This is a genomic window from Nonomuraea sp. IBHARD001 (assembly GCF_056106265.1).
In genome coordinates this window covers 5,444,417-5,464,838 of sequence record NZ_JBWBBW010000002.1, presented here as the reverse complement: position 1 = coordinate 5,464,838, position 20,422 = coordinate 5,444,417, and the positions used below count along the sequence as shown (strand labels likewise).

21 protein-coding genes are annotated in these 20,422 nt (G+C 70.5%); 11 read left to right on the top strand and 10 right to left on the bottom strand.

Annotation, left to right across the window (positions count from 1 at the left end; all coding sequences use genetic code 11):
* The 7 genes from ACTWNK_RS26960 to ACTWNK_RS26930 all read left to right on the top strand — a co-directional run bounded on the left by ACTWNK_RS26960 (position 1) and on the right by ACTWNK_RS26930 (position 7,762).
* Positions 1-1,188: an MFS transporter gene (locus tag ACTWNK_RS26960; RefSeq protein WP_474307337.1), complete on the top strand. Its 1,188-nt coding sequence runs from the start codon at positions 1-3 to the stop codon at positions 1,186-1,188.
* Positions 1,189-1,197: 9 nt separating this feature from the next.
* Positions 1,198-3,057 carry an asparagine synthase (glutamine-hydrolyzing) gene (gene asnB / locus ACTWNK_RS26955; RefSeq protein WP_474307336.1) on the top strand — a complete coding sequence of 620 codons (1,860 nt, stop codon included), beginning with the start codon at positions 1,198-1,200 and terminating at the stop codon, positions 3,055-3,057.
* Positions 3,058-3,073: 16 nt separating this feature from the next.
* Positions 3,074-4,438: a type I glutamate--ammonia ligase gene (locus tag ACTWNK_RS26950; RefSeq protein WP_474307335.1), complete on the top strand. Its 1,365-nt coding sequence runs from the start codon at positions 3,074-3,076 to the stop codon at positions 4,436-4,438.
* Positions 4,439-4,463: 25 nt separating this feature from the next.
* The gene (locus ACTWNK_RS26945; RefSeq protein ID WP_474307334.1) at positions 4,464-5,018 is read left to right on the top strand and encodes a DUF6461 domain-containing protein; all 555 of its coding nucleotides are present in this window, start codon (positions 4,464-4,466) and stop codon (positions 5,016-5,018) included.
* Positions 5,019-5,091: 73 nt separating this feature from the next.
* Positions 5,092-6,171: a hypothetical protein gene (locus tag ACTWNK_RS26940; RefSeq protein ID WP_474307333.1), complete on the top strand. Its 1,080-nt coding sequence runs from the start codon at positions 5,092-5,094 to the stop codon at positions 6,169-6,171.
* A 111-nt stretch (positions 6,172-6,282) separates the two neighbouring features.
* A complete protein-coding gene (locus ACTWNK_RS26935; protein WP_474307332.1) occupies positions 6,283-6,780 on the top strand; it encodes a hypothetical protein in 498 nt (165 codons plus the stop codon).
* Between the two features lie 124 nt (positions 6,781-6,904).
* The gene (locus tag ACTWNK_RS26930) at positions 6,905-7,762 is read left to right on the top strand and encodes an aldo/keto reductase (RefSeq protein WP_474307331.1); all 858 of its coding nucleotides are present in this window, start codon (positions 6,905-6,907) and stop codon (positions 7,760-7,762) included.
* Between the two features lie 85 nt (positions 7,763-7,847).
* On the opposite strand, the gene ACTWNK_RS26925 is transcribed toward ACTWNK_RS26930, so the two are convergent.
* Together ACTWNK_RS26925 and ACTWNK_RS26920 are read right to left on the bottom strand one after the other, a co-directional pair.
* Positions 7,848-8,663, bottom strand: a complete 816-nt coding sequence (locus tag ACTWNK_RS26925) for a hypothetical protein (RefSeq protein WP_474307330.1) — start codon at positions 8,661-8,663, stop codon at positions 7,848-7,850.
* Positions 8,664-8,675: 12 nt separating this feature from the next.
* The gene (locus ACTWNK_RS26920; protein WP_474307329.1) at positions 8,676-9,245 is read right to left on the bottom strand and encodes a papain-like cysteine protease family protein; all 570 of its coding nucleotides are present in this window, start codon (positions 9,243-9,245) and stop codon (positions 8,676-8,678) included.
* 168 nt (positions 9,246-9,413) lie between these two features.
* Between ACTWNK_RS26920 and ACTWNK_RS26915 the strand changes: the two genes are divergently transcribed.
* Entirely contained in the window at positions 9,414-10,334 is a 921-nt protein-coding gene (locus tag ACTWNK_RS26915) for a hypothetical protein (RefSeq protein ID WP_474307328.1), read from the top strand.
* Positions 10,335-10,344: 10 nt separating this feature from the next.
* On the opposite strand, the gene ACTWNK_RS26910 is transcribed toward ACTWNK_RS26915, so the two are convergent.
* Positions 10,345-11,499 carry an RtcB family protein gene (locus ACTWNK_RS26910; RefSeq protein ID WP_474307327.1) on the bottom strand — a complete coding sequence of 385 codons (1,155 nt, stop codon included), beginning with the start codon at positions 11,497-11,499 and terminating at the stop codon, positions 10,345-10,347.
* A gap of 223 nt (positions 11,500-11,722) precedes the next feature.
* Here ACTWNK_RS26910 and moaA point away from each other — a divergent pair, with 223 nt between their 5' ends.
* From moaA to ACTWNK_RS26895, 3 genes are read left to right on the top strand one after another with little or no spacing between them, the layout of a single operon-like run.
* Complete coding sequence (gene moaA / locus ACTWNK_RS26905; RefSeq protein WP_474307326.1) at positions 11,723-12,712, top strand: GTP 3',8-cyclase MoaA; 990 nt, start codon at positions 11,723-11,725, stop codon at positions 12,710-12,712.
* A 51-nt stretch (positions 12,713-12,763) separates the two neighbouring features.
* Positions 12,764-13,318, top strand: a complete 555-nt coding sequence (mobA, locus tag ACTWNK_RS26900; RefSeq protein ID WP_474307325.1) for a molybdenum cofactor guanylyltransferase — start codon at positions 12,764-12,766, stop codon at positions 13,316-13,318.
* Positions 13,315-13,572 carry a DUF6457 domain-containing protein gene (locus ACTWNK_RS26895; RefSeq protein ID WP_474307324.1) on the top strand — a complete coding sequence of 86 codons (258 nt, stop codon included), beginning with the start codon at positions 13,315-13,317 and terminating at the stop codon, positions 13,570-13,572. The genes mobA and ACTWNK_RS26895 overlap by 4 nt, the downstream gene beginning before the upstream one ends.
* Positions 13,573-13,846: 274 nt before the next feature.
* Here ACTWNK_RS26895 and ACTWNK_RS26890 read toward each other — a convergent pair whose 3' ends face one another.
* The 7 genes from ACTWNK_RS26890 to ACTWNK_RS26860 all read right to left on the bottom strand — a co-directional run bounded on the left by ACTWNK_RS26890 (position 13,847) and on the right by ACTWNK_RS26860 (position 19,869).
* Positions 13,847-14,134, bottom strand: a complete 288-nt coding sequence (locus ACTWNK_RS26890) for a DUF3099 domain-containing protein (protein WP_474307323.1) — start codon at positions 14,132-14,134, stop codon at positions 13,847-13,849.
* 274 nt (positions 14,135-14,408) lie between these two features.
* Positions 14,409-14,945: a hypothetical protein gene (locus ACTWNK_RS26885; RefSeq protein WP_474307322.1), complete on the bottom strand. Its 537-nt coding sequence runs from the start codon at positions 14,943-14,945 to the stop codon at positions 14,409-14,411.
* A gap of 13 nt (positions 14,946-14,958) precedes the next feature.
* On the bottom strand, positions 14,959-15,390 hold the full coding sequence (locus ACTWNK_RS26880) for a hypothetical protein (protein ID WP_474307321.1): 432 nt from the start codon (positions 15,388-15,390) through the stop codon (positions 14,959-14,961).
* 18 nt (positions 15,391-15,408) lie between these two features.
* Complete coding sequence (locus ACTWNK_RS26875; protein WP_474307320.1) at positions 15,409-16,194, bottom strand: hypothetical protein; 786 nt, start codon at positions 16,192-16,194, stop codon at positions 15,409-15,411.
* A gap of 37 nt (positions 16,195-16,231) precedes the next feature.
* Positions 16,232-16,663 carry a hypothetical protein gene (locus tag ACTWNK_RS26870; RefSeq protein ID WP_474307319.1) on the bottom strand — a complete coding sequence of 144 codons (432 nt, stop codon included), beginning with the start codon at positions 16,661-16,663 and terminating at the stop codon, positions 16,232-16,234.
* A gap of 42 nt (positions 16,664-16,705) precedes the next feature.
* The gene (locus ACTWNK_RS26865) at positions 16,706-18,259 is read right to left on the bottom strand and encodes a phenylacetate--CoA ligase family protein (protein ID WP_474307318.1); all 1,554 of its coding nucleotides are present in this window, start codon (positions 18,257-18,259) and stop codon (positions 16,706-16,708) included.
* The gene (locus ACTWNK_RS26860; protein ID WP_474307317.1) at positions 18,256-19,869 is read right to left on the bottom strand and encodes a pyridoxal phosphate-dependent decarboxylase family protein; all 1,614 of its coding nucleotides are present in this window, start codon (positions 19,867-19,869) and stop codon (positions 18,256-18,258) included. Before ACTWNK_RS26860 ends, ACTWNK_RS26865 begins: the two co-directional genes overlap by 4 nt.
* Between the last annotated feature and the right edge of the window lie 553 nt (positions 19,870-20,422).

Below are 20,422 nucleotides of genomic sequence, written 5' to 3'. Positions count from 1 at the left end.
ATGCCGGACCTCTCGGCGACCCCTGCCACGACACGCAGGCAGTGGGGGCGTGTCGCCTTCCTGTGGGGCGTCACCTTCACCACCGTGACCTCGCAGACGCTGCTGATCGGCCTGCTCACCCCGGTCGCCGCCGGGCTGCGGGCCGATCCCGGCACGATCGGCTACGCGCTGACGATCACCAGCCTGGTCACCGCCGTCGCCGCTCCGCTCGTCCCGCGTGTGCTCGGCACGCTGGATCGCAGGCTCGCGCTCTGCGGGGCCGTGCTGCTGCTGTGCGCGGGCAACGCGGTGACGGCGCTGGCGCGCGACTTCGCGACGCTGGCGGCCGGGCGGCTGGTGCTCGGCGTGGCCGTCGCCGTCGTGTGGGCGCTGGCCGGTGCGGTGGCCGTCAGGCTGGTGGAGTCCCGCGAAGGGCCGCTGGCCGTCTCCGTCGCGGTGAGCGGCGTGGCGGCGGCGGCCGTCGCGGGCGTGCCGCTGGGCACGGTCGCGGGCGACCTGCTCGGCTGGCGCAGCGCCTTCGCCCTCGTCGCGGCGATCGCACTGGTGCTGGCGGCGGCCGTACCGGTGGCGTTGCCCTCGCTGCCCGGGCAGCCCGCCGGGCCGAGGCGCGGGGACGGGGGCGGCAGCGGTGTCGGCGTCGGGCTGGTCGTCGTCGCCGTCCTGGTCACCGGGCACTTCGCCGCCTACACCTACATCAGGGCGATCCTCGAACGCGACGCCGCGTTCGGGCCCGCGGCCGTGGCCGTCGCGCTGTTCGCCTACGGGGTCGTCGGCCTGGCGGGCAACTTCGCCGCCGGGGCGCTGGCCGCACGCAGGGCAAGGCGCACGATCGCCGGGATCGGCGTGGGCGTCCTGACCTCGCTCGTCCTGCTGGCCGCCGCCGGACCGGTCGCCGCCGTGACCGGCGTGAGCGTGCTGCTGTGGGGCCTGGCCTACGGCGGGCTGTCCGTCGGCGGTCAGATCTGGCTCACCCGCTCGGCGCCGGGCCGGGCCGAACAGGTCACCGGCCAGTACGTCGGCACGTTCAACGCCTCCGTGGCGCTGGGCAGCCTCGCCGGAGGCGCCGTGCTGGAGGCGGCGGGCACGACCACGCTGCTGTGGGGCGCCGCCGGGCTCGTGCTGGCCGCACTGGCCGTCCTGCCGTGGGGCCCGGACCCGGCCAGGACCGAAGAACACCACACGAACTAGGGGGCCGACATGTGCGCGATCGCAGGCTGGGTTGACTACAGGGGACTCGCCCCGGGCGCGGCGCTGATCGCGGGGCGGATGAACGACGCCCAGGCGAGCAGGGGCCCCGACGGCTCCGGCAGCTGGAGCGCGGAACGGGTGATCCTCACCCACCGGCGGCTCTCGGTGATCGACATCGAGACCGGCGGCCAGCCCATGACCCTGACCGATCCCGATTCGGGGCGCGAACGCCTCGTCCTGACCTACAACGGCGAGCTGTACAACTACCGCGAACTGCGCGCCGAACTCCGGACACGCGGACACCGCTTCCGTACCGTCAGCGACACCGAGGTGATCCTCAACGCCTGGGCCGAGTGGGGCGCGGGAGCCGTCGAGCGGTTCAACGGCATCTTCGCCTTCGCCGTGTGGGACGCCACCGACGAGCGCCTGTGGCTGGTACGCGACCGGCTGGGCGTCAAACCGCTGCACTACCACCTGGCCGACGGCGCTCTGCTCTTCGCCTCCGAGGCCAAGGGGCTGCTGGCCCATCCCGCCGTGCCCCCGGCCGTGGACGAGGACGGGCTGCGCCAGCTGGTGCTCCCGCTGCTGAAGTTCCCCGGCGCCAACCCCTACCGAGGGGTACGCGAGGTGCTGCCCGGCCAGATCCTCGCCTTCTCCCGCCAGGGCGCCCGCCCGATCCAGTACTGGGACCTACGCGAGATCATCACCCGACCGGCCGAGCACACCACGGCCGCCGCATCGGCCGAACGCCTGCGCGACCTGCTCGACGACACCGTCGCCCGCCAGACGATCGCCGACGTGCCGCTGTGCACACTGCTGTCGGGCGGGCTCGACTCCTCCGTGGTGACGGCCATCGCCGGTGGCCTGCCCGGACGGCGCGGCGTCGCCTCCTTCTCCGTCGACTTCTCCGACGCGGCGGGCGCCGACGACTCCCGCTCGGCACTCGACCGGCGCTACGCCAGGCAGGCGGCCGACCACATCGGCTCACGGCACACCAACGTCGTGCTGGACGCCGCCTCCCTGTCGGCCCGCCAGGCGCGAGACGCCACCGTACGCGCCAGGGACCTGCCCAACGGGTTCGGCGACCTGGAGATGAGCCTGCTGCTGCTGTGCGCCGAGATCCGCAGGCACGCCACCGTGGCGCTGTCGGGCGAGGCGGCCGACGAGATACTCGGCGGCTACCGCTGGTTCCACGACCCGGGCGCGGTCTGGGGCGGCACCTTCCCCTGGATGGCCGACAGCCCGGCGCACGGCTACCTGCACCAGCGCGTGCTGGCCACCCTCGCGCCCGGCCTCGCCCAGAAGCTGCGCCTCGAGGAGCACCTGCGCGACGAGTACGCCACCGCGCTCGGCGGCCTCGCCTTCGAACCCGGCCTGGACCGTGCGGAGCGCAGGCACCGGGAGATCGTCTACCTCGGGCTCACCTACTTCCTGCCCATGCTGCTCGACCGCAGCGACCGGCTCAGCATGGCCACCGGCCTGGAGATCCGCGTGCCGTTCTGCGACCACCGGATCGTCGAGCACGTCGTCACGCTCTCGCGCCGGGTGCACAACGCGGGCGGCAGGGAGAAGGGCGTCCTGCGCGACGCGGCCAAGGGCCTGCTGCCGCACGACGTGCTCGAACGCCAGAAGTCGCCCTATCCGACGACACCCGACCCCGACTACTCGCGCACCATCGCCGCGCAGGTCACCGAGGTCGTCGCCGACCCGCCCGACGGCCTGGGCGACCTCTTCGCCGAACGCCTGCTCGACCCGCGTGAGATCGAGAAGGCCGCGAGGTCGCACGGCCTGGTGAGCAACTTCGAAGGCGAGGTCGTCCTCAACTTCGCCTCCTGGTTGCGGCAGTACCGCCCCAACCTCGTCGCCTGACCCCAGGGAGAATCGCATGACGCTGACGATCGACGCGGCCAAGCTCGCCGAGGAGCTGAGCGAGCAGGGCGTGACCGGGCTCGTCCTGCACTGGGCCGACAACAACGGCATCCTGCGCGCCCGGCTGGTCGACGTACGACGCCTCGAACGGGTGGCCGGGCGCGGGCTCGGCTCCTCGGTCCTGCTGGCCGCCTTCGACTCCCACGACGGGGTCGCGCGCGGCTACGCCGGACTGGACACCGCGAGCGGCGAGCGCAGGGTCGTACCCGACCTCGGCGGCCTGCGGCGCTCGGGCAGCAGGCCGCACCTGGCCTTCGCCCCCGTCGACCAGTACCGCGCCGACGGCGCGCCCAGCGAGTACGACCCACGGCACGCACTGCGGCGGCAGCTGGAGCGGGCCGCGGCCGAAGGCGTGTCCTTCCTGGTCGGGCACGAGCTCGAGTTCACCCTGTTCCGCGCCGACGGCTCCACCCCGGCGCACGCCGGGCCCGCCTACAGCGCGCTCGCCCTGACCGAGCTCGGCGCCTTCCCCGCCGCCCTGCTCGACGCCTTCGCCACGACCGGGATCGCCGCCGACCAGGTCCACGCCGAGTACGGCCCCGGCCAGGTCGAGGTGAGCCTGGGGGCGACCGGGCCGCTGCAGGCCGCCGACGAACTCCTGCTGGCCCGCCATCTCGTGCACGACGTCGCCGCCAGGCACGGCCTGCGGGCCAGCTTCGCCCCGCTCACCGCGCTCGACCGGGTGGGCAACGGCGCCCACGTGCACATCTCGCCCTGGCGTGACGGGGTGAACCTGCTGACGCCGTCGGGAGGCGCGGGCGACGTGCACGGGCTCGGGCGGGCCGGTTCGTCGTTCCTGGCCGGGCTGCTCGGCGAGGTCGCCGCCCTGTCGGCCGTCGCCGCGCCCAGCGCACCCTCGCTGCGGCGGCTGCGGCCCGGGTACTTCGCCGGGTCCTACACCTTCTGGGGGGTGGAGAACCGCGACGCCGTGCTGCGGGTGGCCGAAGGCGGTGCGCTGCTCGGCGACGCGTACTGGAACGTCGAGTTCCGGGCGGCCGACGCCTCCGGCAACCCGTACCTGGTGCTGGCCGCACTGGTTTCGGCCGGGCTGGCCGGATTGGCCCGGGAGGCGCCGCTGCCCTCGCCGATCGCCGAGGACCCGCATCTGTGGTCGCGGGAGCGGCGTGAGGCGCTCGGGGTGCTGCCGCTGCCGTACACACCCGAGGAGGCCGAGGCGGCCATCGACGCGAGCGCGCCCGTACACTCCGTCTTCACCCCCGAACACCGGGAGGCCTTCCGCGTCGTACGCGCCTCCGACGCCCGCTGGGCGAGCGAACGCGGCCCCGAGGAGGTCGTCGCCGGCCACCTGTGGCGCTACTGACGCCGCACACCTGGACGAGGAGCCCGTGAACACCACCGACGTGGCAGACCTGCTGGAGGGCGTGGGCCTTCTTGAGCAGTTCTGCGGGACGTGGGTTCGCGGGCTGAGCGCCGACGACGTCGTCCGGGCGTTCGGGGCCGACGTCCGTACGGCGACCGTTCGTAGCATGCGGGAGGTGCATGCCGATCGGTGGCGTGTGGCCGGGGATCGGCCGGTGCTGTTCGTGGGGCCGATCGGCGTGGCGCACACGCTCGTCGTCGAGCCGCAGAGCTTTCTGGGGGCCGACGAGGATCGGCTCAGGGGGCTGTCGGCGGGTGCCGGGCAGGCGTTCGCCGTGTTCTGGACGGTCAACTTGGACAGCGGGCTGACGCTGGCCGAGGGGGGTGCGGTCGTCACCTCGTCGTCGCTGACCGGCGGGGGTTCCGGTCGTGAGGGCGCCGGGTTCGCGGCTGGGCAGAGCTTCGGCGAGCGTGTGGCTGTGGCCCTGGGGGTGGGGGAACGGCTGAGTGGGGCGGCGCTCGACCGGGCGTGGTTCGACGGTCCGCAGCGGTGCTACCTCGGCGGAAGGCGTCGTTCCTGAGGCTCTGGCTTTTGCCGTTTGGGGCGCGTGTTGCGGGCTCGGGGATGACCGGGGCTTTCCTAGCGTGACGGGCATGACCAAGAGAGTTCTTCTCGCGTCGCTGGCGGTGGGCACGCTCGGGCTGCCCGTCATCGCCGAGGCCTCGACGGCCGACGCGCCGTCCGCCGTCGCGGACGATCTGGCCATTCGTTCCATCACGATCCGCCCGGCCCGCCCGGTCGTGGGGCCCACCGGTTCGGTACGCCTGGTGGTCGACGTGGTCGCCCTCGGCGCCCGCGGCCGCAACGGCGTCAGCATCAAGGTCGAGCCCGGCCCTCCTCCCAAGGGCGCCACCCTCCTCAGCGACCTTCCACCCGCGCCGCCGGGGGAGTCCACCGGGAGTGAAGGGGGAGCAGTCGCTGCGGAGACCGGGCCGACGACGGAGTCAGGGCAGGCCCCGCAAGGCTGGGAAACGTCGCCACCTCCCACGGTCGAGGCAGTTCCGCAGTCGCCGACGCCCCCGGCATCTCCCATGCCTCTGGATTCGCCGCTGGTCCAGGCGCCCCCGGACACCCCGCAGCCTGTCCCCGCCGACCAGCACCCATACCCAGCCGAAACCGCATGGTCCGATACCCCCACCACCTTCGAAGGCCCCTCCACCCCACCCGCCCAAAGCTGGCAGGAGTCGGCCACCCAGACCGACACCCCCCTACGCCGATCCGCGGAAGCCGCCCCCGCCTGGGAGACATGGCGCTTCCTCCCGGCGCGAGGCCTGAACCGCTTCTACCCCTCAGGCCAATGGACGGTCACGGTCACGGCCAAGGGGCGAGGCAAGGCCAAGGTGACCGAGTACGCCGTGTTCTCGTTGAAGCGGGAGACCAGGCTGGCCTCGGTCAAGGCCGAGCGGACGCGGGGGACGGTCAGGGTCAGGGGAGTGCTCGCCAGGGTCGACCCGCAGGGCTACTCGGACTTCGCCCCGTACGCCGGACAGCGCCTGGAGATTCACCACCGCAAGGACGGCACAGGCGAGTGGAAGCGTGTCGCCACGGCCATGACCAGTAAGAATGGGCGATTCACCCGAAAAGTCAGGACACCGGGCAAGGGCTACTGGCGCATCACCTACCGGGGAACCGCGCACTATGCGGGAGAACAGGCCACAACGCGCCGTTCGTGATGTTGTGTAATTGTGATCCCGATCTTGCCAACTTTTCCCCCCTTTTGCGCGTCTCCGGCATAGACGCGCTCTGCCCTGAGCGTGTCTCACACGGGGAAGGGAAGATCACACATGATGCGACGTCTGGCCTCGGCAGCGGTCGCGGCCGCCCTTGGCGCGTCGGTTCTGGCCATGTCGGCGCCCGCGATGGCCGACCCGGGTTACGACCCGGGCAAGGAGTGGGGCTACGACCTCGACCTCGGCGGCACCAGGCTGTCCTTCGACGCCGGGCCCGAGCCGGTCTACAAGCACCACAGGCTTTCGCTCGGCGGCAGGCTGTCGGTGCAGTGCTCCGAGGACTACATCGAGGGATTCGTCTCGGTGCACCACGCCGACTCCTGCGACAAGGTCGAGCGCTGGCACCGTCTGGGCTGGAAGAAGATCGTCGTACTGTTCCAGCCTGACCACTCCTCCAAGTGGCAGTACGTCGACACCATCCGCACCAACAGCGACGGCCGCTTCTACACCGAGGTGAAGGCCTACACCTCGGGCACGTGGCGCGTGGTGTTCGAGGGCGCCAAGCACCTGCGCCCGGCCGAGGCGACCGACTGGGTCAAGGTCGTCCGATAACCGGGCAGCACACCACCCGGGCACCGGTGAACGACGGAGGCCCGGCGTCAGAGGGCGCCGGGCCTCCGCCGTACCCGGGTACGGATCTTGACCTGGAGCGCACTCCACGGGTGAGCATGGTGGCATGCGGACGCGAACCCTCGGACCACTCCAAGTAGGCGCCATCGGTCTCGGCGCCATGCCCATGTCGGAAGCCGGTCACATGCCGGACGAAGGCCGCTCGATCCTGACCGTGCACACCGCGCTCGACGCCGGGGTCACGCTCATCGACACCGCCGACGCCTACACCCCGCACCCGGCCGACATCGGCCACAACGAACGCCTGGTCGCCAAGGCCCTGGCCCTGTGGAGCGGCGACAAGGACACGATCCTGGTCGCGACCAAGGGCGGCCACACCAGGGAGCCGGACGGCTCGTGGGGCCGCAACGGCAGCCCGGCCTACATCAGGGCGGCCTGCGAGCGCTCGCTGAAGGCGCTCGGCGTCGAGGCCATCGGCCTTTACCAGCACCACAGGCCCGACCCCGCCGTGCCCTACGAGGACTCCATCGGCGCGCTGCGCGACCTGCTGGACGAGGGGAAGATCAGGCTCGCGGGCATCTCCAACGCCGATCCGCGGCAGATCGGCCTGGCCTACGAGATACTCGGCGGGCGGCTGGCCAGTGTGCAGAACGAGTACTCCCCGCGCTTTCGCGGCAGTGAGCCCGAGATCGACGTGTGCGAGGACCTGGGCGTGGCGTTCCTGCCGTGGGGGCCGCTCGGCGGGATCGGCGTGGCGGGCGGCCTGGGAGGCGAGCACGAGGCGTTCGGCAGGCTCGCCCGCCTGCGCGGGATCTCGGCCCAGCGCCTGTGCCTGGCCTGGCACCTGGCCCGCAGCCCCGCGGTGATCCCGATCCCGGGTTCGAGCCGCCCCGAGACCGTCCTGGACTCGATCGCCGCCGCCGACCTGGAGCTCACCCCGCAGGAACTGGCCGAACTGCCCTGACCCCACAAGCCAGAGGCGAAAAGGTACGGCTCGCGCCCCGGATGCCGGAGGAGGAGGCGCGAGCCGTACCCGGAACGGGGTGGGATCAGGAACGGCGGCTCATGGCCAGGCGGGCGGTGAGCAGGCCGCCGCCGAGCAGAAGGGCCGTGGCGAGGAGCAGCCCCACGGGAGCGCCTCCCGGTGTCTCACCCCGGGGACCGCCCGACGCGCCGGCCGCGGGCGGGCCGTAGCCGCCCGCGTACCCGTCGCGGTCGTAGGCCGATCCCGGCAGTTTGTCGGCATAGCGCTGCCGTACCAGGCGCTGGTACCCGGCCAGCGGCACGCCTGCCGCGCCGACCGAGGCGACCGCCTCCTGGTTGAGCGGCACCACGATGCCCGAGCGCAGTGCGTACCAGGCGTTGATCTGCAGTTCGCGGAACACGGTGCCCGGCTGGCCCGCGTAGCGCTGCTCGTCGTCGCCGCTGGCGATGTTGGTGACCGCCCACGTGCCCTGCGGGTCGCGCGTGGTCCACACCGAGGCGAGCTGGCCGTCGGCCGCCGTCGCCCGGGTGGCGAGGAAGGCGAACCTGGCCACCTGCGGCGCCCGGCCCGTCACGAAGTCGGGGTTGAGGTCGTAGACGGCGACGCTCCGGCGCTCGACGGAGGCCTCGATCGGCGCCGCCTGCGCGACCCCGGGCGCGTTGGGCGCCTTGCCCTTGGCGCCGAAGAACTTGCCGAGCGTGGTGCGGGTGGCGCCCGCCGTCGCCGCCGACTGCGCCGCGGCCACGTCGGCGGGGCCGGGAGGCGCGGGTTCGGCGGCGACGGCGGCCGGGTCGGGGCCCGGGGCCGATGCGGCCAGGGCGGTGGCGGGGGTGAGGATGACGGCGAGGGCGAGAGCGGCCGCCCATGCGATGTGCTTCATGCGATGGCCTCCCTATGCGCCGATGTAGTTGAGCGAGTGGGTCCAGAAGAAGGAGCTGTTGGAGGTGTAGTAGCTGTAGGTCGTCCAGTTGTAGCGGGTGCTCGAGGCCCAGGGGTTGGACCAGTACACCCACGACTTGCTGGTGTCGTAGCCGTAGATGACCTCCATGTGGCCGCCGCCCGACGTCCACTGGATCCGTGTCATGATCGGCCGTCCCGCGTCGATCTCCCTGATGATGGCCGCGTAGCTCAGGTAGTTGTAGACGTAGGTGCCGGGGCTGATGCCGATCTTGCTGAAGGCGGTCTGGTCGTTGGCCAGCGTGGCCTGGTTGTTCGGACACGAGGAGTTCACCGAACGGTTGAACGCCAGATTGCAGAACTGGTTCTGGCTGTAGGTGTGGCCGTAGAAGGCGGCGACCGAATTGCCGGTGGCCGCCCAGCACCAGTTGGAGTACTGCTGGGCCTGCTGGGTGAATCCGAGTTTGTACCAGGTCCAGGCGTGTGCTGTGCCCGAGGTCGCGAACCAGGCGCTCGCGACCAGGGCCAGCGCCACGGCCAGGCGGGAGGCTCTGCCTACTTGCATGTGCGCTCCTATGGAAATGGGGGGTGACCGGATTCTGAGCGCGCCCCCAACGGCCCGACAAGAAGCCATGAATCGTCCTGACCGGCAGGTGTGAAGACCAGACCGAAGCCCGGCACGCAAGGCACCGCAGACAGTGACGTAAGAGTGAAAATCTGTGAACATTCACATGTGCCCGACGACCTCCAGGCGGTGCTGCGCTCAGGCCCGTTCCATGTCGCCTTGCGCGCCGCCGTCGAGGCGCGCGGGCTGACCCTGCACCGATTGCGGGCCAGACTGGAACAGCGCGGGCTACGCGTCGGCGTGACCAGCCTCAGCTACTGGCAGCAGGGCCTGCGCCGTCCCGAACGCGCCGAGTCGCTGCGCGCGGTCAGGGCGCTGGAGGAGATCCTTGCGCTGCCCCCGACCTCGCTGACCGCCCTGCTCGGCCCGCCGCGCCCGCGCGGGCGCGGCGCGGGCCTGCCGCCGGGCTCGGTGAACTACTCCTCGATCATGCACACCGCCGACGCCCTGGCCGAACTGCTGCGCGAACTCGACGGCGTGGCCGACGACCGCAGGCTGCACATCGCCGGGATGTACGAGAACGTGGTCATCGGCGCCGACCGCAGCATCGTCCGCCGCGAGACGCTCCAGGTCGTCCAGGCGCACGAGGACGCCGCCGACCGCTACATCATGGTCTACCGCGGCGACCCCGGCTGCGACGTCGACCGGATACGCGTCACGGCCGTCGAGGACTGCAGGCTCGGCCGGGTGCGCCGCGACCCCCGCTCCACCCTGGTCGCGGCCGAGCTGCTGTTCGACAGGGCGTTGCGCGTGGGCGAGACGCAGGTGCTGAGGTACGAGCTGACCGACTCCAGCGCGGCCGAGGCGCTGGAGTACGAACGCGGTTTCCGCTTCGCCGCCGGCCAGTACGTCCTGCGCGTCGGCTTCGACGCCCGTGCGCTGCCGGTCAGGATCAGGCGTTTCGCCAAACGCGCGGGCGTCGGCGAGACGGGCGAGGAGCTCACGCTCAACGCCCATCACGCCGTGCACGTCGTGACGCCCTCGTTGCAGCCCGGCCTGGTCGGCGTGCGCTGGAGCTGGCCGTCGTGAGGCGGGCGGGTCAGCCCTTGTAGTTGAACACCTGCCGCAGCGTGTGCCGCACCGTCACCAGGTCACGCTGGTCGGCCATCACCTGGTCGATCGACTTGTAGGCCTCCGGGTGCTCGTCGACGAGCGCGTCGGCCCGGTCGGCGTTCCACGTGCGCCCGGCCATCGCCTCCTTCAGCGAAGCGGCCGACAGCTCGCGCTTGGCCCTGCTGCGCGACATCCTGCGCCCGGCGCCGTGCGAGCAGGAGTGGTAGGACTCGGGATTGCCGAGACCACGCACGATGTAGGACCTGGTGCCCATCGAGCCCGGGATCACGCCCTCGTCGCCGGTGTCGGCCTTGATGGCGCCCTTACGCGTGATCCACAACTTCCTGCCGTAGTGGGTCTCGCGCTGGGTGAAGTTGTGGTGGCAGTTGATGGTACGCACCCGCCTGCCCGTGCCCACGACGCTGAACAGCGAGGTGATGAGGACCTTGTCCATCCTGGCCCGCGAGGCCATGGCATAGCGCTGCGCCCAGAGCATGTCCTCGATGTAGGCGGCGAACTCAGGCGTGTTCTGGACGAAGTAGGCAAGGCCCGGGTCCTCAAGACCGATCGCCAGCTGCTTCATCATGCGCTTGGCGTCCAGGATGTGCCGGGTCGCCAGTTCGTTGCCGACGCCGCGCGAGCCGGAGTGCAGCACGGTCCAGACGCGGTCGCGCTCGTCCAGGCAGACCTCGACGAAGTGGTTGCCCGAGCCGAGCGTGCCGAACTGCAGGCCGGTCTTCTTCTCCAGCTTGGGGTTCAGGCTCGTGTGCGGCCTGCCGATCTCGCTCAGCGCCCTGTCCATGGCCGGGTCGCCGTGCCCCTTGCCCACACCGGCCGGGATGCGGTGCTCCACGAGCGCCATCAGCGGGGCCAGGCTGTCGGGCAGGTCGGCCGCGGTCAGCGTCGTCTCGGTGGCGACCATGCCGCAGCCGATGTCGACGCCGACGGCGGCGGGGATGATCGCGTCCTCGGTGGGGATGACGGAGCCGACCGTCGCGCCGATCCCGACATGGGCGTCCGGCATCAGGGCGACGTGCCCCGCCACGATCGGCAGGCGTGCGGTGCGCGCGGCCTGCGTGATCGTGCCCTCGTCGATCTCGCTGGCCCACGACACCAGGTTCGGCGCGGGGTGGTTCGGCATGACTGCTCTCCTTGATCGGTCGAGGGCCAAGTCTGGCCTGGGCTCGGCGCCTCGCCTAATGGTTTTTCCGCGAATCGGGGCGAAACACCCGGTAGCCCGGGCCTTCGCCCAAGGAATCGTCTGGCGCCCGCCACTGTTGCCGGGGGTGAAGCCCGGGTTTTGGGCCACGGACACGGCGCGCCGTAGTCTGGCCGGAGACCCCGACCCACAGGAGGTGACACCCATGTTGCGAGACTCGTTCGGACGGGTGGCGACAGATCTACGGGTGTCCCTGACCGACAAGTGCAACCTGCGCTGCACGTACTGCATGCCGCCCGAAGGCCTGGACTGGCTGCCCAAGCCCCAGCTGCTCACCGCCGACGAGATCGTCAGGCTGGTCACGATCGGCGTCGAGCGCCTGGGCGTCACCGAGGTGCGCTACACCGGGGGCGAGCCGCTGCTGCGCCGCGAACTGGTCGACATCGTCGCCCGTACGACCGCGCTCGACCCCAGGCCGCAGGTCTCGCTGACCACCAACGGCATCGGCCTGGCCAGGCTCGCCGGACCGCTGGCCGAGGCCGGGCTGGACCGGGTCAACGTCTCGCTCGACACGCTGGACGGGCCCACCTTCGTCAGGCTGGCCCATCGCGACCGGCTCACCGACGTGCTCGAAGGCCTGACGGCCGCGCACGAGGCCGGGCTGCGGCCGGTCAAGGTCAACGCGGTGCTCATGCGCGGCGTCAACGACCACGAGGCGGGCGCCCTGCTGCGCCACTGCCTGGAGCGCGGCTACGAACTGCGCTTCATCGAGCAGATGCCGCTGGACGCGCAGCACCGCTGGAGCCGCGACGACATGATCACGGCCGATGAGATCCTGGAGCTGCTCAAGCGCGAGTTCGACCTCACCGACGCCGACGCGGCCGAGCGCGGCAGTGCGCCCGCCGAGCTGTTCCTGGTCGACGGCGGGCCCGCCAGGGTCGGGGTGATCGGCTCGGTGACGCGTCCGTTCTGCGGGGCCTGCGACCGGGTCAGGCTCACCGCCGACGGGCAGGTGCGCAACTGCCTGTTCGCCACCGAGGAGTCCGACCTGCGTGCGGCGATGCGCGATGGCGCCTCCGACGACGTGCTGGCCGAACGCTGGATCGCGGCGGTGCGCGGCAAGAAGCCCGGCCACGGGATCGACGACCCGTCCTTCCTGCAGCCCGCGCGTCCCATGTCCGCGATCGGCGGCTGAGCCGGGTGCCGGTTCGGATGAGCGAGAAAAGTTTCAGCGAGGCGACGGGATATGTCGGTATTTGACGCGCTGATCCTGGCAGGCGGCGGCGCCAGGCGCCTGGGCGGCCTGGACAAGCCCGGCCTGATCGTCGGCGGGCGATCCCTGCTGGCCTCGGTGGCCGCGGCCGTGCCCGGCGCCGCCAGGCTGGTCGTCGTCGGTCCGGAGCGCGACCTGCCCGGCGCCCTGTTCGTCCGTGAGGACCCGCCGGGTTCGGGGCCCGTGCCCGCGCTGCGCGAGGGCCTGCGGCATCTCTCGGCGCCGCAGGTGGTGCTCCTGGCCGCCGACCTCCCGCTGCTGGAGGCCGCCCACGTGGCCGCGCTGAGGCGGGCGGCACGGGGCGCGCCGGGCGCGGTGCTGGTCGACGGCGAGGACAGGGCGCAGTGGCTGACGAGCGCCTGGGACCTGGCCGCGCTGCGCGAGGCGCTCGACGCCTACACCGGCCGCTCCCTGCACGGCCTGCTCGCCCCGCTGCGCCCGGCCGAGGTGGGGCTGCGCGGACAGCCCTGGTTCGACTGCGACACCATGGAGGACCTGCACAGGGCCAGAGGAGGAGCCGGGCGATGAACACGCTGACCGAATGGACCGCGCTCGCATGCGACGAGCTGGGTGTCGACCCCGCCAGGGTGGACGGGGACGCCGTGCTGGAGCTCACCAGGGAGGTCGCACACGGGGTGGCCAGACCGGCCGCGCCGCTGACGGCCTACCTGCTGGGCCTGGCCGAAGGCGCGGGCACGGCCCCGGACGACGCCGTGGCCAGGCTGACGGCCCTGGCCCGCACCTGGCGGCAGGCGACGACCGAGCCCGCGCAGGACGCCTGATCTAGAACAACCATGCGACCAATCGCAGCAAACCCGAAGAGATGTCCGCACTGTAAACGGTTTCGGGAAAGAAGACCTATCAGATCTGGAATACCGGACAAGTCGCCGGAAAATGAAAAGGGCGACGCCGGGTGGTTACGGGGGCAAACCACCCGGCGTCGCTTCATCGGCGTTCCGACGGGGGCCCGGAACGCCGGCACCTGCGCTTCGACGGGGGACCGAAGCGCATGGCTAAAGCGTACACCTACAACCCGTGGGATGCGTCAAGACTTAGTCACGACCCGATCTCGCGTCGGTGGAGTGGTATCTCGTTTTGGTTAGCCCCAGGGCTGCTAAAGGTCGGAGGCGGGCCAACCCGTCCCCTCTCGTTGGCCCCGATTACGGCCACGTAAGGCAAAAAGATCGCACCGGCGATGAACAGCAGCCGGTAGGGCCACGGCACCGGCACGACCACGGCCAGGATCAGGCAGATCGTGCGGATGCCCATCTGAACGAGGTAGACCCGCTCGCGACGGCCGATGTCGGCGCTCAGCGACGGCTGGGCGTCGGTCAGCTGGTACACGACATGATCTTTGCGGCGACCCTTCACGCCTTCCAACCTAGACCTCGGACGGGGAGGGTGCGATCGCGGCCCCCGCCGGGCTCCCGGGTCATGCGATCATGGCCTTCCGGTAAGGGTCCCAGGTCGCCTGCTGGAGCGTTCCAGGTGACGGAGATAGTCGGCGGCCCGTCGAGACGCCCGGCGACCTCAGGCAATTGCCACGAAAAATGCCCATGAAAAGGGGCGGCACCCCCCGGAAGGCGCCGCCCCGCTTCACGTCCTCGTGGTCAGCCGCTCACACGGCGAGCACCCTGATCGACGGATGCCGCTCGGTGTTGAGATAGAGCCGTTCCTTCTTGTGCTCCTGTTCGAGCTCCACCACGAGCCGATAGCGATACAGACCGGGCCTGGCCGTGCTCAGGACCGTGCCCGCCCAGTAGTAGTAGACTGGTGTGAACGCGTGCCGCATCCGGTCGGGCGCTCCGTAGATCTTGAGTTCGGTGCAGATCTTCTTCTCCGCCACGTCCTCCTCGTCACCGGCCTCGGTGTCGAGGAACACGATGTTGCTGATCTTGGGCATCGGTGGCCAGGTGCCGTCCGGGCGCCTGTCCATGTCGATCGGCCTGATGATCCAGTTGAGGACCTGGCCCTGCTTGCACACCGTCTCCAGGCTCGCCGTGCCCTGGCCGGTGCCGCCGATGCTGTTGTCGACCATGTACATGGCGCCGGTGAGCGAGCCGTTCTCCACGGCCTTGTCCATGTCGACGAGCGTGACGATGTTGAGCTGAACGGAGTTCAGCTGCCCTGGGTTCTGCTTTTCCGCCGTGGCCATCCTGCTGTCCTCCTCAACCGACGAGTACGGGCGAGAGCGTGGTCGTGACGGGCTGGGCGCGCGAGCCCAGCAGGAAGGAGATCCGGTACGGCACCGGCTCGGTGACGTCCTTCTTCACGACCGCCGTCCAGTAGGCGACGTCGGTGCCCGGATAGACCTTGCGCTCGGGCTCGGCGACCTCGCCGTCGATCTCGATGCCGGCGATGCCCACATAGGCCTCGCACTCCAGCGCGAGCACACTCCACAGCAGCCGGTCGCCGCTGCGTACCTTCGTCCGCAGTTCCTCGGTGCCGAAGCCGGTCGAGCCGGCCGCCTTGTTGGTGTCGTAGAAGTAGAGATGGCCGCTCACACTGTCGGAGGCGAGGGCGCCGACGCAGTCCACGACCGCGGTGATCGAGATCGGCGGGCGTTCGGGGGTCTCGGCTTTTCTGGCTCTCGGGGGCACTGGATCCTCCTTCAGGTGTCAGAACGGCGGCGGGACGGGCAGCGGCCCCACACCGGCGCCGGTGAAGGCGTTGCGCTTCGGCTCGGCGGTGATGCGCAGCCGTGAGGCGCACGTCAGGTCGACCGGCTCCCAGGTCCACTCCTCGCCCTGGACCTTCAGCCGGTGCAACTGCACGGCCATCGTGTAGGCGTAGGTGCCTGGCCGTGAGGTGTCCACGGTCGCCGACCAGTACCAGCCGTCGGTCACCAGGTCGGGCGAGCCGTACGCGGCCGGATACATGATCTTCTCCTCCACGGCCTCGCCGTAGATGTCGGTGATCACCGGGGGCGGGTAGCTGAGCGAGGCGGTCGTCCCGGCGGTGACGACCTTGCCGGTGACGTCGAGCAGTTTCTGAGTCGCCGGTCCCTTGGTCCGCTTGGGACTTCTGACCTTGGTGCCGACCGCGTTCTGGATACGGCCGAGCTCGGCCTCCGAGCCCGCCTCCTGAGGGTGCTTGGCGAGCTCCTGCAGCGCCGAGAGGGCCTGCTGGTCGGTCTGGCGCGCCCGATCGGCCAGGTAGCCGCGCGGCAGCGTCGGCGGCATCGAGCCCAGGCTGTAGGGCAGCCAGTTCAGCACCTGCTCAGTGGCCTGGGAGCCGTCCAGCCAGTAGGCGCCGTTGATCGCCGTGACCAGCTCGCCCGTGCCCTGGCCTTCGGAGCCGTGCAGCTTCATGTTGTCGAACAGATAGGTGTTGCCGTCCAGGGTCCCGCTGTCCAGCGCGTTGCCGATGTCCACCAGGACGATGATCGCGAGTTGCTGGGGCATGGGTCCTCCTTCCTCGATTGCGCCCTGCGCGGGCCGTCTAGAGGGCCAGCAGGGCGGGGGAGTCGACGTGCAGCAGGCTGTGCGGGCCTTCGTACATCTGCAGTTCGAGGCGGTAGCGGTACGGCGTGCCCGGCGTCAGGTGGTGCGGCACCACGCCGGACCAGACCCGCAGGTCGAGCTTGTCGCTGTCGGCCTCCTGCTCGCCGGCGGCGGCCGGTACCTCTCCGCCGGGGCCGAGGAAGGTGATGGACCTGATGTCGACCGGCGTCTGCAGGTCGACCGCCAGCGCCGTCCACTGCACGACCTGGCCGGGCTGCACGACGGTGCACAGCTCCGTCGTGCCCTGCGCGGTGCTCTGGAAGGGACTGTCGTCGATGAGGCAGAGGTTGCCCTGCGCCAGCGACCTGGCCGAGAGCGCCCCGATGACGTCGACCAGAGCCACGATGTTGACCTGTGGTTTGACCACCACGTCCGTGCTCCTTTCCTGGATGCGGCTTCCTGGATGCGGCGGCTAGCCTCGGTCCCTGACGAGCGGCACCTTGCCGACGTTCGTGCGCTCGATCTCGGCGGAGGTCCGGTAGACGAACCTGACCTGGAAGCGGTAGCCGCTCTTCTCGATGGAGGCGGGATTGGCCTCCCCCTGGTTGAACAGCGAGAGCGCACGGGGGAGTGCGGTGAGGAAGAGCTGATGCGTGCCGTAGGGGCCGAAGAGCCTCTCGGCCGTGTACGTCAGACCGGCGACGTCGTCGACGGCGACGAGCAGCGTGATGGTCTTGGCCTCCCTGTGGTTGATGAACTGGATCTCGTGCGCCACGTCGTCGAGGTCGACCGAGGTGGCCGTCCTCAGGTCCTCGCGCAGCGCGGCGTAGGTGCGGGTGGCCGAGTACTGGCTGTCGGCGATGTGCAGGACGTCACCCGTGCGTCCCGCGAACTCGAACTGGGCCGCCTTCGGGCCCGGCCCGTCCAGCGGTGGCCGCTTGATCATCCGGTCGCCCAGCTTGAGCCGCAGCAACGGCGCCTCGTGCGCGTGCAGCCTGGTCACCACCAGCTCGCCCTCCTGGCCCTCCTTCACCCAGCGCCCGTGCTCGTCGACGATCTCGACCAGATGCAGCCCCGGCACCGCCGCCAGGTACGGCGAGCGCTCGCTGAGCTGCAGGCCGATGGTCTCGGCCTGGGTGGCGGCGAAGTAGCTGAGGATCGCCAGGTTCGGATAGACCTCCTTCAGCTCGGCCCGCTTGCGCTGCGAGAGCACGCCGCTGCCGTACAGGGCGAGGCGGAAGCTCTCCCTGGCCTCCTGCTTCAGGCCCGAGCCGAGCTCGCTCAGGATCGCGATGCCCGCGGTGATGCCCATGAGCGCCTTGGGACCCGGGTAGGAGAACATGTGCTCGAGCACGCCGCCGGTGACGGGTCCGGCGCCGATGTAGTTGACGCCGGGCACGTTCTGCAGGACGCCGCCGACCATGGTGCCGCTGCTCCACATCTGGTAGTCGGCCAGCGTCGTGAGCAGCCACTTGGGCTCCTCGCCCGCCAGATGGGCGCGTAGCTGGTAGTCGCCGAGGAAGCGCCCGGCCACCCGGTAGGTGTCATGCAGCTCGCGCAGGGAGTACACGATCTCCAGCGGGTTGCCGTCGCTGGTGCCGCCGCTGGCCACCACCTCGAAGCCGCCGCGCTCCAGCGGCACGACCAGGCCGGGCCGCGCGCCCATGTACAGGTCGCGCTGCAGGTTCTTGTCCGACAGCGGGATGCGCTGCCAGTCCTCGTAGGAGGCGGGGGCATCGGTGATCCCGGAACGTTCCAGCCTGGAACGCCAGGCCGGATTGAGCAGCACGGTGTTGACCATCTGCCGCAGCCGCCGCAGCACCAGCGCGTCCTGCACGACGTGCGGAACCTCGCTGTAGGGCGCGCCGACCACCCGCTCGACCTCGCTCATCTTCGCGGCGAACGCGGGCAGGGCGATCACCTCGTCGATCGAGCGGGGCGCGAGCTCCTCGTCGGGGATCAGCCGTGCGGCCAGCTCCGTCGCCTCCGCGTCCGTGCGGACCTCCATGGATCGTGTCGCGCTCATACCCGTCCCCTCTCGATGCCCGCTCCGGCGGCGCGGAGCTCCTGTCCGACGGTCCTGATCTCGGCCAGCAGCAGCCGGAAGTGCTCTTCGGTGATGAGGTGGTTCATCAGCACGACCCGCAGTGCGGCGACGCCGTCGATGTTCACCTTGGAGACGAAGAAGTTGCCCCTGTGCTTGATCCGGTCCCTGACGGCGACCTGCAGCCGGTGCACGTCGGCCTCGGCCAGCCCGTCGGGCCGGTGGCGGAAGCACAGGATGTTGGACTCGGGCGCGTGCACCGCCTCGAAGTCGGGCTCGCCGCACACGATCGTGTACGCGCTCGTCGCGAGGTCGCAGAGGTAGTCGATCTTCTCGCTGAACAGCGCCCTGCCGTACATCGCCCAGGTCGCCCACAGCGGCATGATCATCGGGCGTTTGGTGCACTCGACGGTACGGCCGCCGCTGTCGAGTGCGGTGTAGGCGTCGGGCTCCTCGTCGAAGACGTAGCTGGCCTGCTGCCTGAACGCCCTGAGGCTGGTGTCGCGGTCGCGGTAGAACAGCAGCGTGCAGGGCGCGGGCGCGAACATCAGCTTGTGCGCGTCCCAGGTCAGCGAGTCGGCGCGCTCGATGCCGCGCAGCCGGTCGCGATGGCGGTCCGAGACCAGCAGGCTGGCGCCGTGCGCGCCGTCGACGTGCAGCCAGATGTCGCGCTCGGCCGCAAGGTCGGCCAGCTCGCCGATCGGATCGAAGGCGCCGACCGAGGTGGTGCCCGCGGTGGCGACCAGGCAGAACACCCGAAGCCCTCGCCGTTCGGCCGCCTCCAGGGCCGGACCGGCCAGGGCGACGTCGATCTGGCGTGCGGCGTTCAGCGGGAGCCGGACGATCTGGGCCTCACCGATGCCCAGGACGCCGGCCGCCCTGCTGACGCTGTAGTGCACGTCCTCGCCGACCGCGATGGCAGCTCTGACGCCTGCGGGCAGTGCGGCGCCGCCCTCCAGCCAGAAGCCGGGCAGCCGGTCGTTGCGCGCAGCCAGGATCGCGGTGAGGTTGGCCAGCGAGCCGCCAGACGTGGTGACCATGGCGAGGCGACCGGGGTCCCAGCCGATGAAACGGTTCAGCTCCTCGGCCATGATCTTCTCGGCCACGTTGGGCAGCTGGCCCGCCTCGTAGAACGACGACGGCTGGCTGACCATGGAGCTCACGAAGTCGAGCACGCCGCCCAGCGGGATCGGCCCGGCGAACTGCCGCCCCATGGAGCCGGGCGAGTGCACCTGGATGCCGGTCGACAGGTAGAGGTCGATGATCGCGGCCAGGCGCTCCTCGTCGTGCCCGGCGATCCGCAGGTGCTCGGCCGTCATCAGGGCCCTGGCCGCCCTGGACAGCGCCGAAGGGTCGGTCAGCCGTAATCCTCTGATCGACAGGTCGGCCAGATGTTTGTCCAGCTTGGACACGGCGGCTTCCGCACTGTCTTTGAACACCTGGGCGTCGAACGCCTCCAGCAGCATTCCTCCGGCCTGTTCGCGTTCGGTCGATAAGGGAGGCGGATCGGGGTCGGGAGAATGCGGGACCGGCATCGCATTTGCGAGGGAGTGCGACCGGCATTCCATCAGAGCGGCCTCCTTCGAAAACATGCGGATACACCTGGTTCGGTGCGGGCGGGACGCAGTTCGTTCGGGCATGGCGGAGCGAGAAGTGCTGGTGGAAGGGGATGCGGCCCGCGTGTGGCCTCAGGGGTGGTGTGCACTGCAGAACGAGGTACACGACATTCTCGGGGAGCAATCGAGAATTGCCTGGCGACCTGCGTCCGTCTTATTGCGGGCCGTACTGTCCGTTGGTGGGACATGTAAGTCTCGGTAGCAGATTGGATCAAAACATGGATTGGTTATCGAAATCAATAGGGTGTCTCCGATTCGGTTTGGCCCGGATAAGATCACGACCGCATATCGGGCGAGGCGTCGCCCATACCGAAAAGCGTGGCCGGAAAGGGGGTTCGGAGGATACGGCGGTGAAGGGGAGGGGCTATGGGGAGGGCCATATCTGTGTTTGTCCCATTTGGATAATTCATCATGAATTGTCATCGCGTTCTATTGGGCCCCTGGGCGGCCGGGGTGCGGCTCGGATTTACGGGGTGACTTCTGCGCCCGGCCGGGCGAGACTGGCCACAGGAGATCACTCAGGGGGAGT

Excerpts from the sequence above, each read along its gene's own strand:
- ACTWNK_RS26930 (WP_474307331.1), top strand. The coding sequence starts at position 6,905 with ATGCGGACGCGAACCCTCGGACCACTCCAAGTAGGCGCCATCGGTCTC.
- moaA (WP_474307326.1), top strand. The coding sequence starts at position 11,723 with ATGTTGCGAGACTCGTTCGGACGGGTGGCGACAGATCTACGGGTGTCC.
- ACTWNK_RS26875 (WP_474307320.1), bottom strand. The coding sequence starts at position 16,194 with ATGCCCCAGCAACTCGCGATCATCGTCCTGGTGGACATCGGCAACGCG.
- ACTWNK_RS26935 (WP_474307332.1), top strand. The coding sequence starts at position 6,283 with ATGATGCGACGTCTGGCCTCGGCAGCGGTCGCGGCCGCCCTTGGCGCG.
- ACTWNK_RS26920 (WP_474307329.1), bottom strand. The coding sequence starts at position 9,245 with ATGCAAGTAGGCAGAGCCTCCCGCCTGGCCGTGGCGCTGGCCCTGGTC.
- ACTWNK_RS26940 (WP_474307333.1), top strand. The coding sequence starts at position 5,092 with ATGACCAAGAGAGTTCTTCTCGCGTCGCTGGCGGTGGGCACGCTCGGG.
- ACTWNK_RS26860 (WP_474307317.1), bottom strand. The coding sequence starts at position 19,869 with ATGTTTTCGAAGGAGGCCGCTCTGATGGAATGCCGGTCGCACTCCCTC.
- ACTWNK_RS26950 (WP_474307335.1), top strand. The coding sequence starts at position 3,074 with ATGACGCTGACGATCGACGCGGCCAAGCTCGCCGAGGAGCTGAGCGAG.
- ACTWNK_RS26960 (WP_474307337.1), top strand. The coding sequence starts at position 1 with ATGCCGGACCTCTCGGCGACCCCTGCCACGACACGCAGGCAGTGGGGG.
- ACTWNK_RS26895 (WP_474307324.1), top strand. The coding sequence starts at position 13,315 with ATGAACACGCTGACCGAATGGACCGCGCTCGCATGCGACGAGCTGGGT.
- mobA (WP_474307325.1), top strand. The coding sequence starts at position 12,764 with ATGTCGGTATTTGACGCGCTGATCCTGGCAGGCGGCGGCGCCAGGCGC.
- ACTWNK_RS26925 (WP_474307330.1), bottom strand. The coding sequence starts at position 8,663 with ATGAAGCACATCGCATGGGCGGCCGCTCTCGCCCTCGCCGTCATCCTC.
- ACTWNK_RS26865 (WP_474307318.1), bottom strand. The coding sequence starts at position 18,259 with ATGAGCGCGACACGATCCATGGAGGTCCGCACGGACGCGGAGGCGACG.
- ACTWNK_RS26910 (WP_474307327.1), bottom strand. The coding sequence starts at position 11,499 with ATGCCGAACCACCCCGCGCCGAACCTGGTGTCGTGGGCCAGCGAGATC.
- asnB (WP_474307336.1), top strand. The coding sequence starts at position 1,198 with ATGTGCGCGATCGCAGGCTGGGTTGACTACAGGGGACTCGCCCCGGGC.
- ACTWNK_RS26885 (WP_474307322.1), bottom strand. The coding sequence starts at position 14,945 with ATGGCCACGGCGGAAAAGCAGAACCCAGGGCAGCTGAACTCCGTTCAG.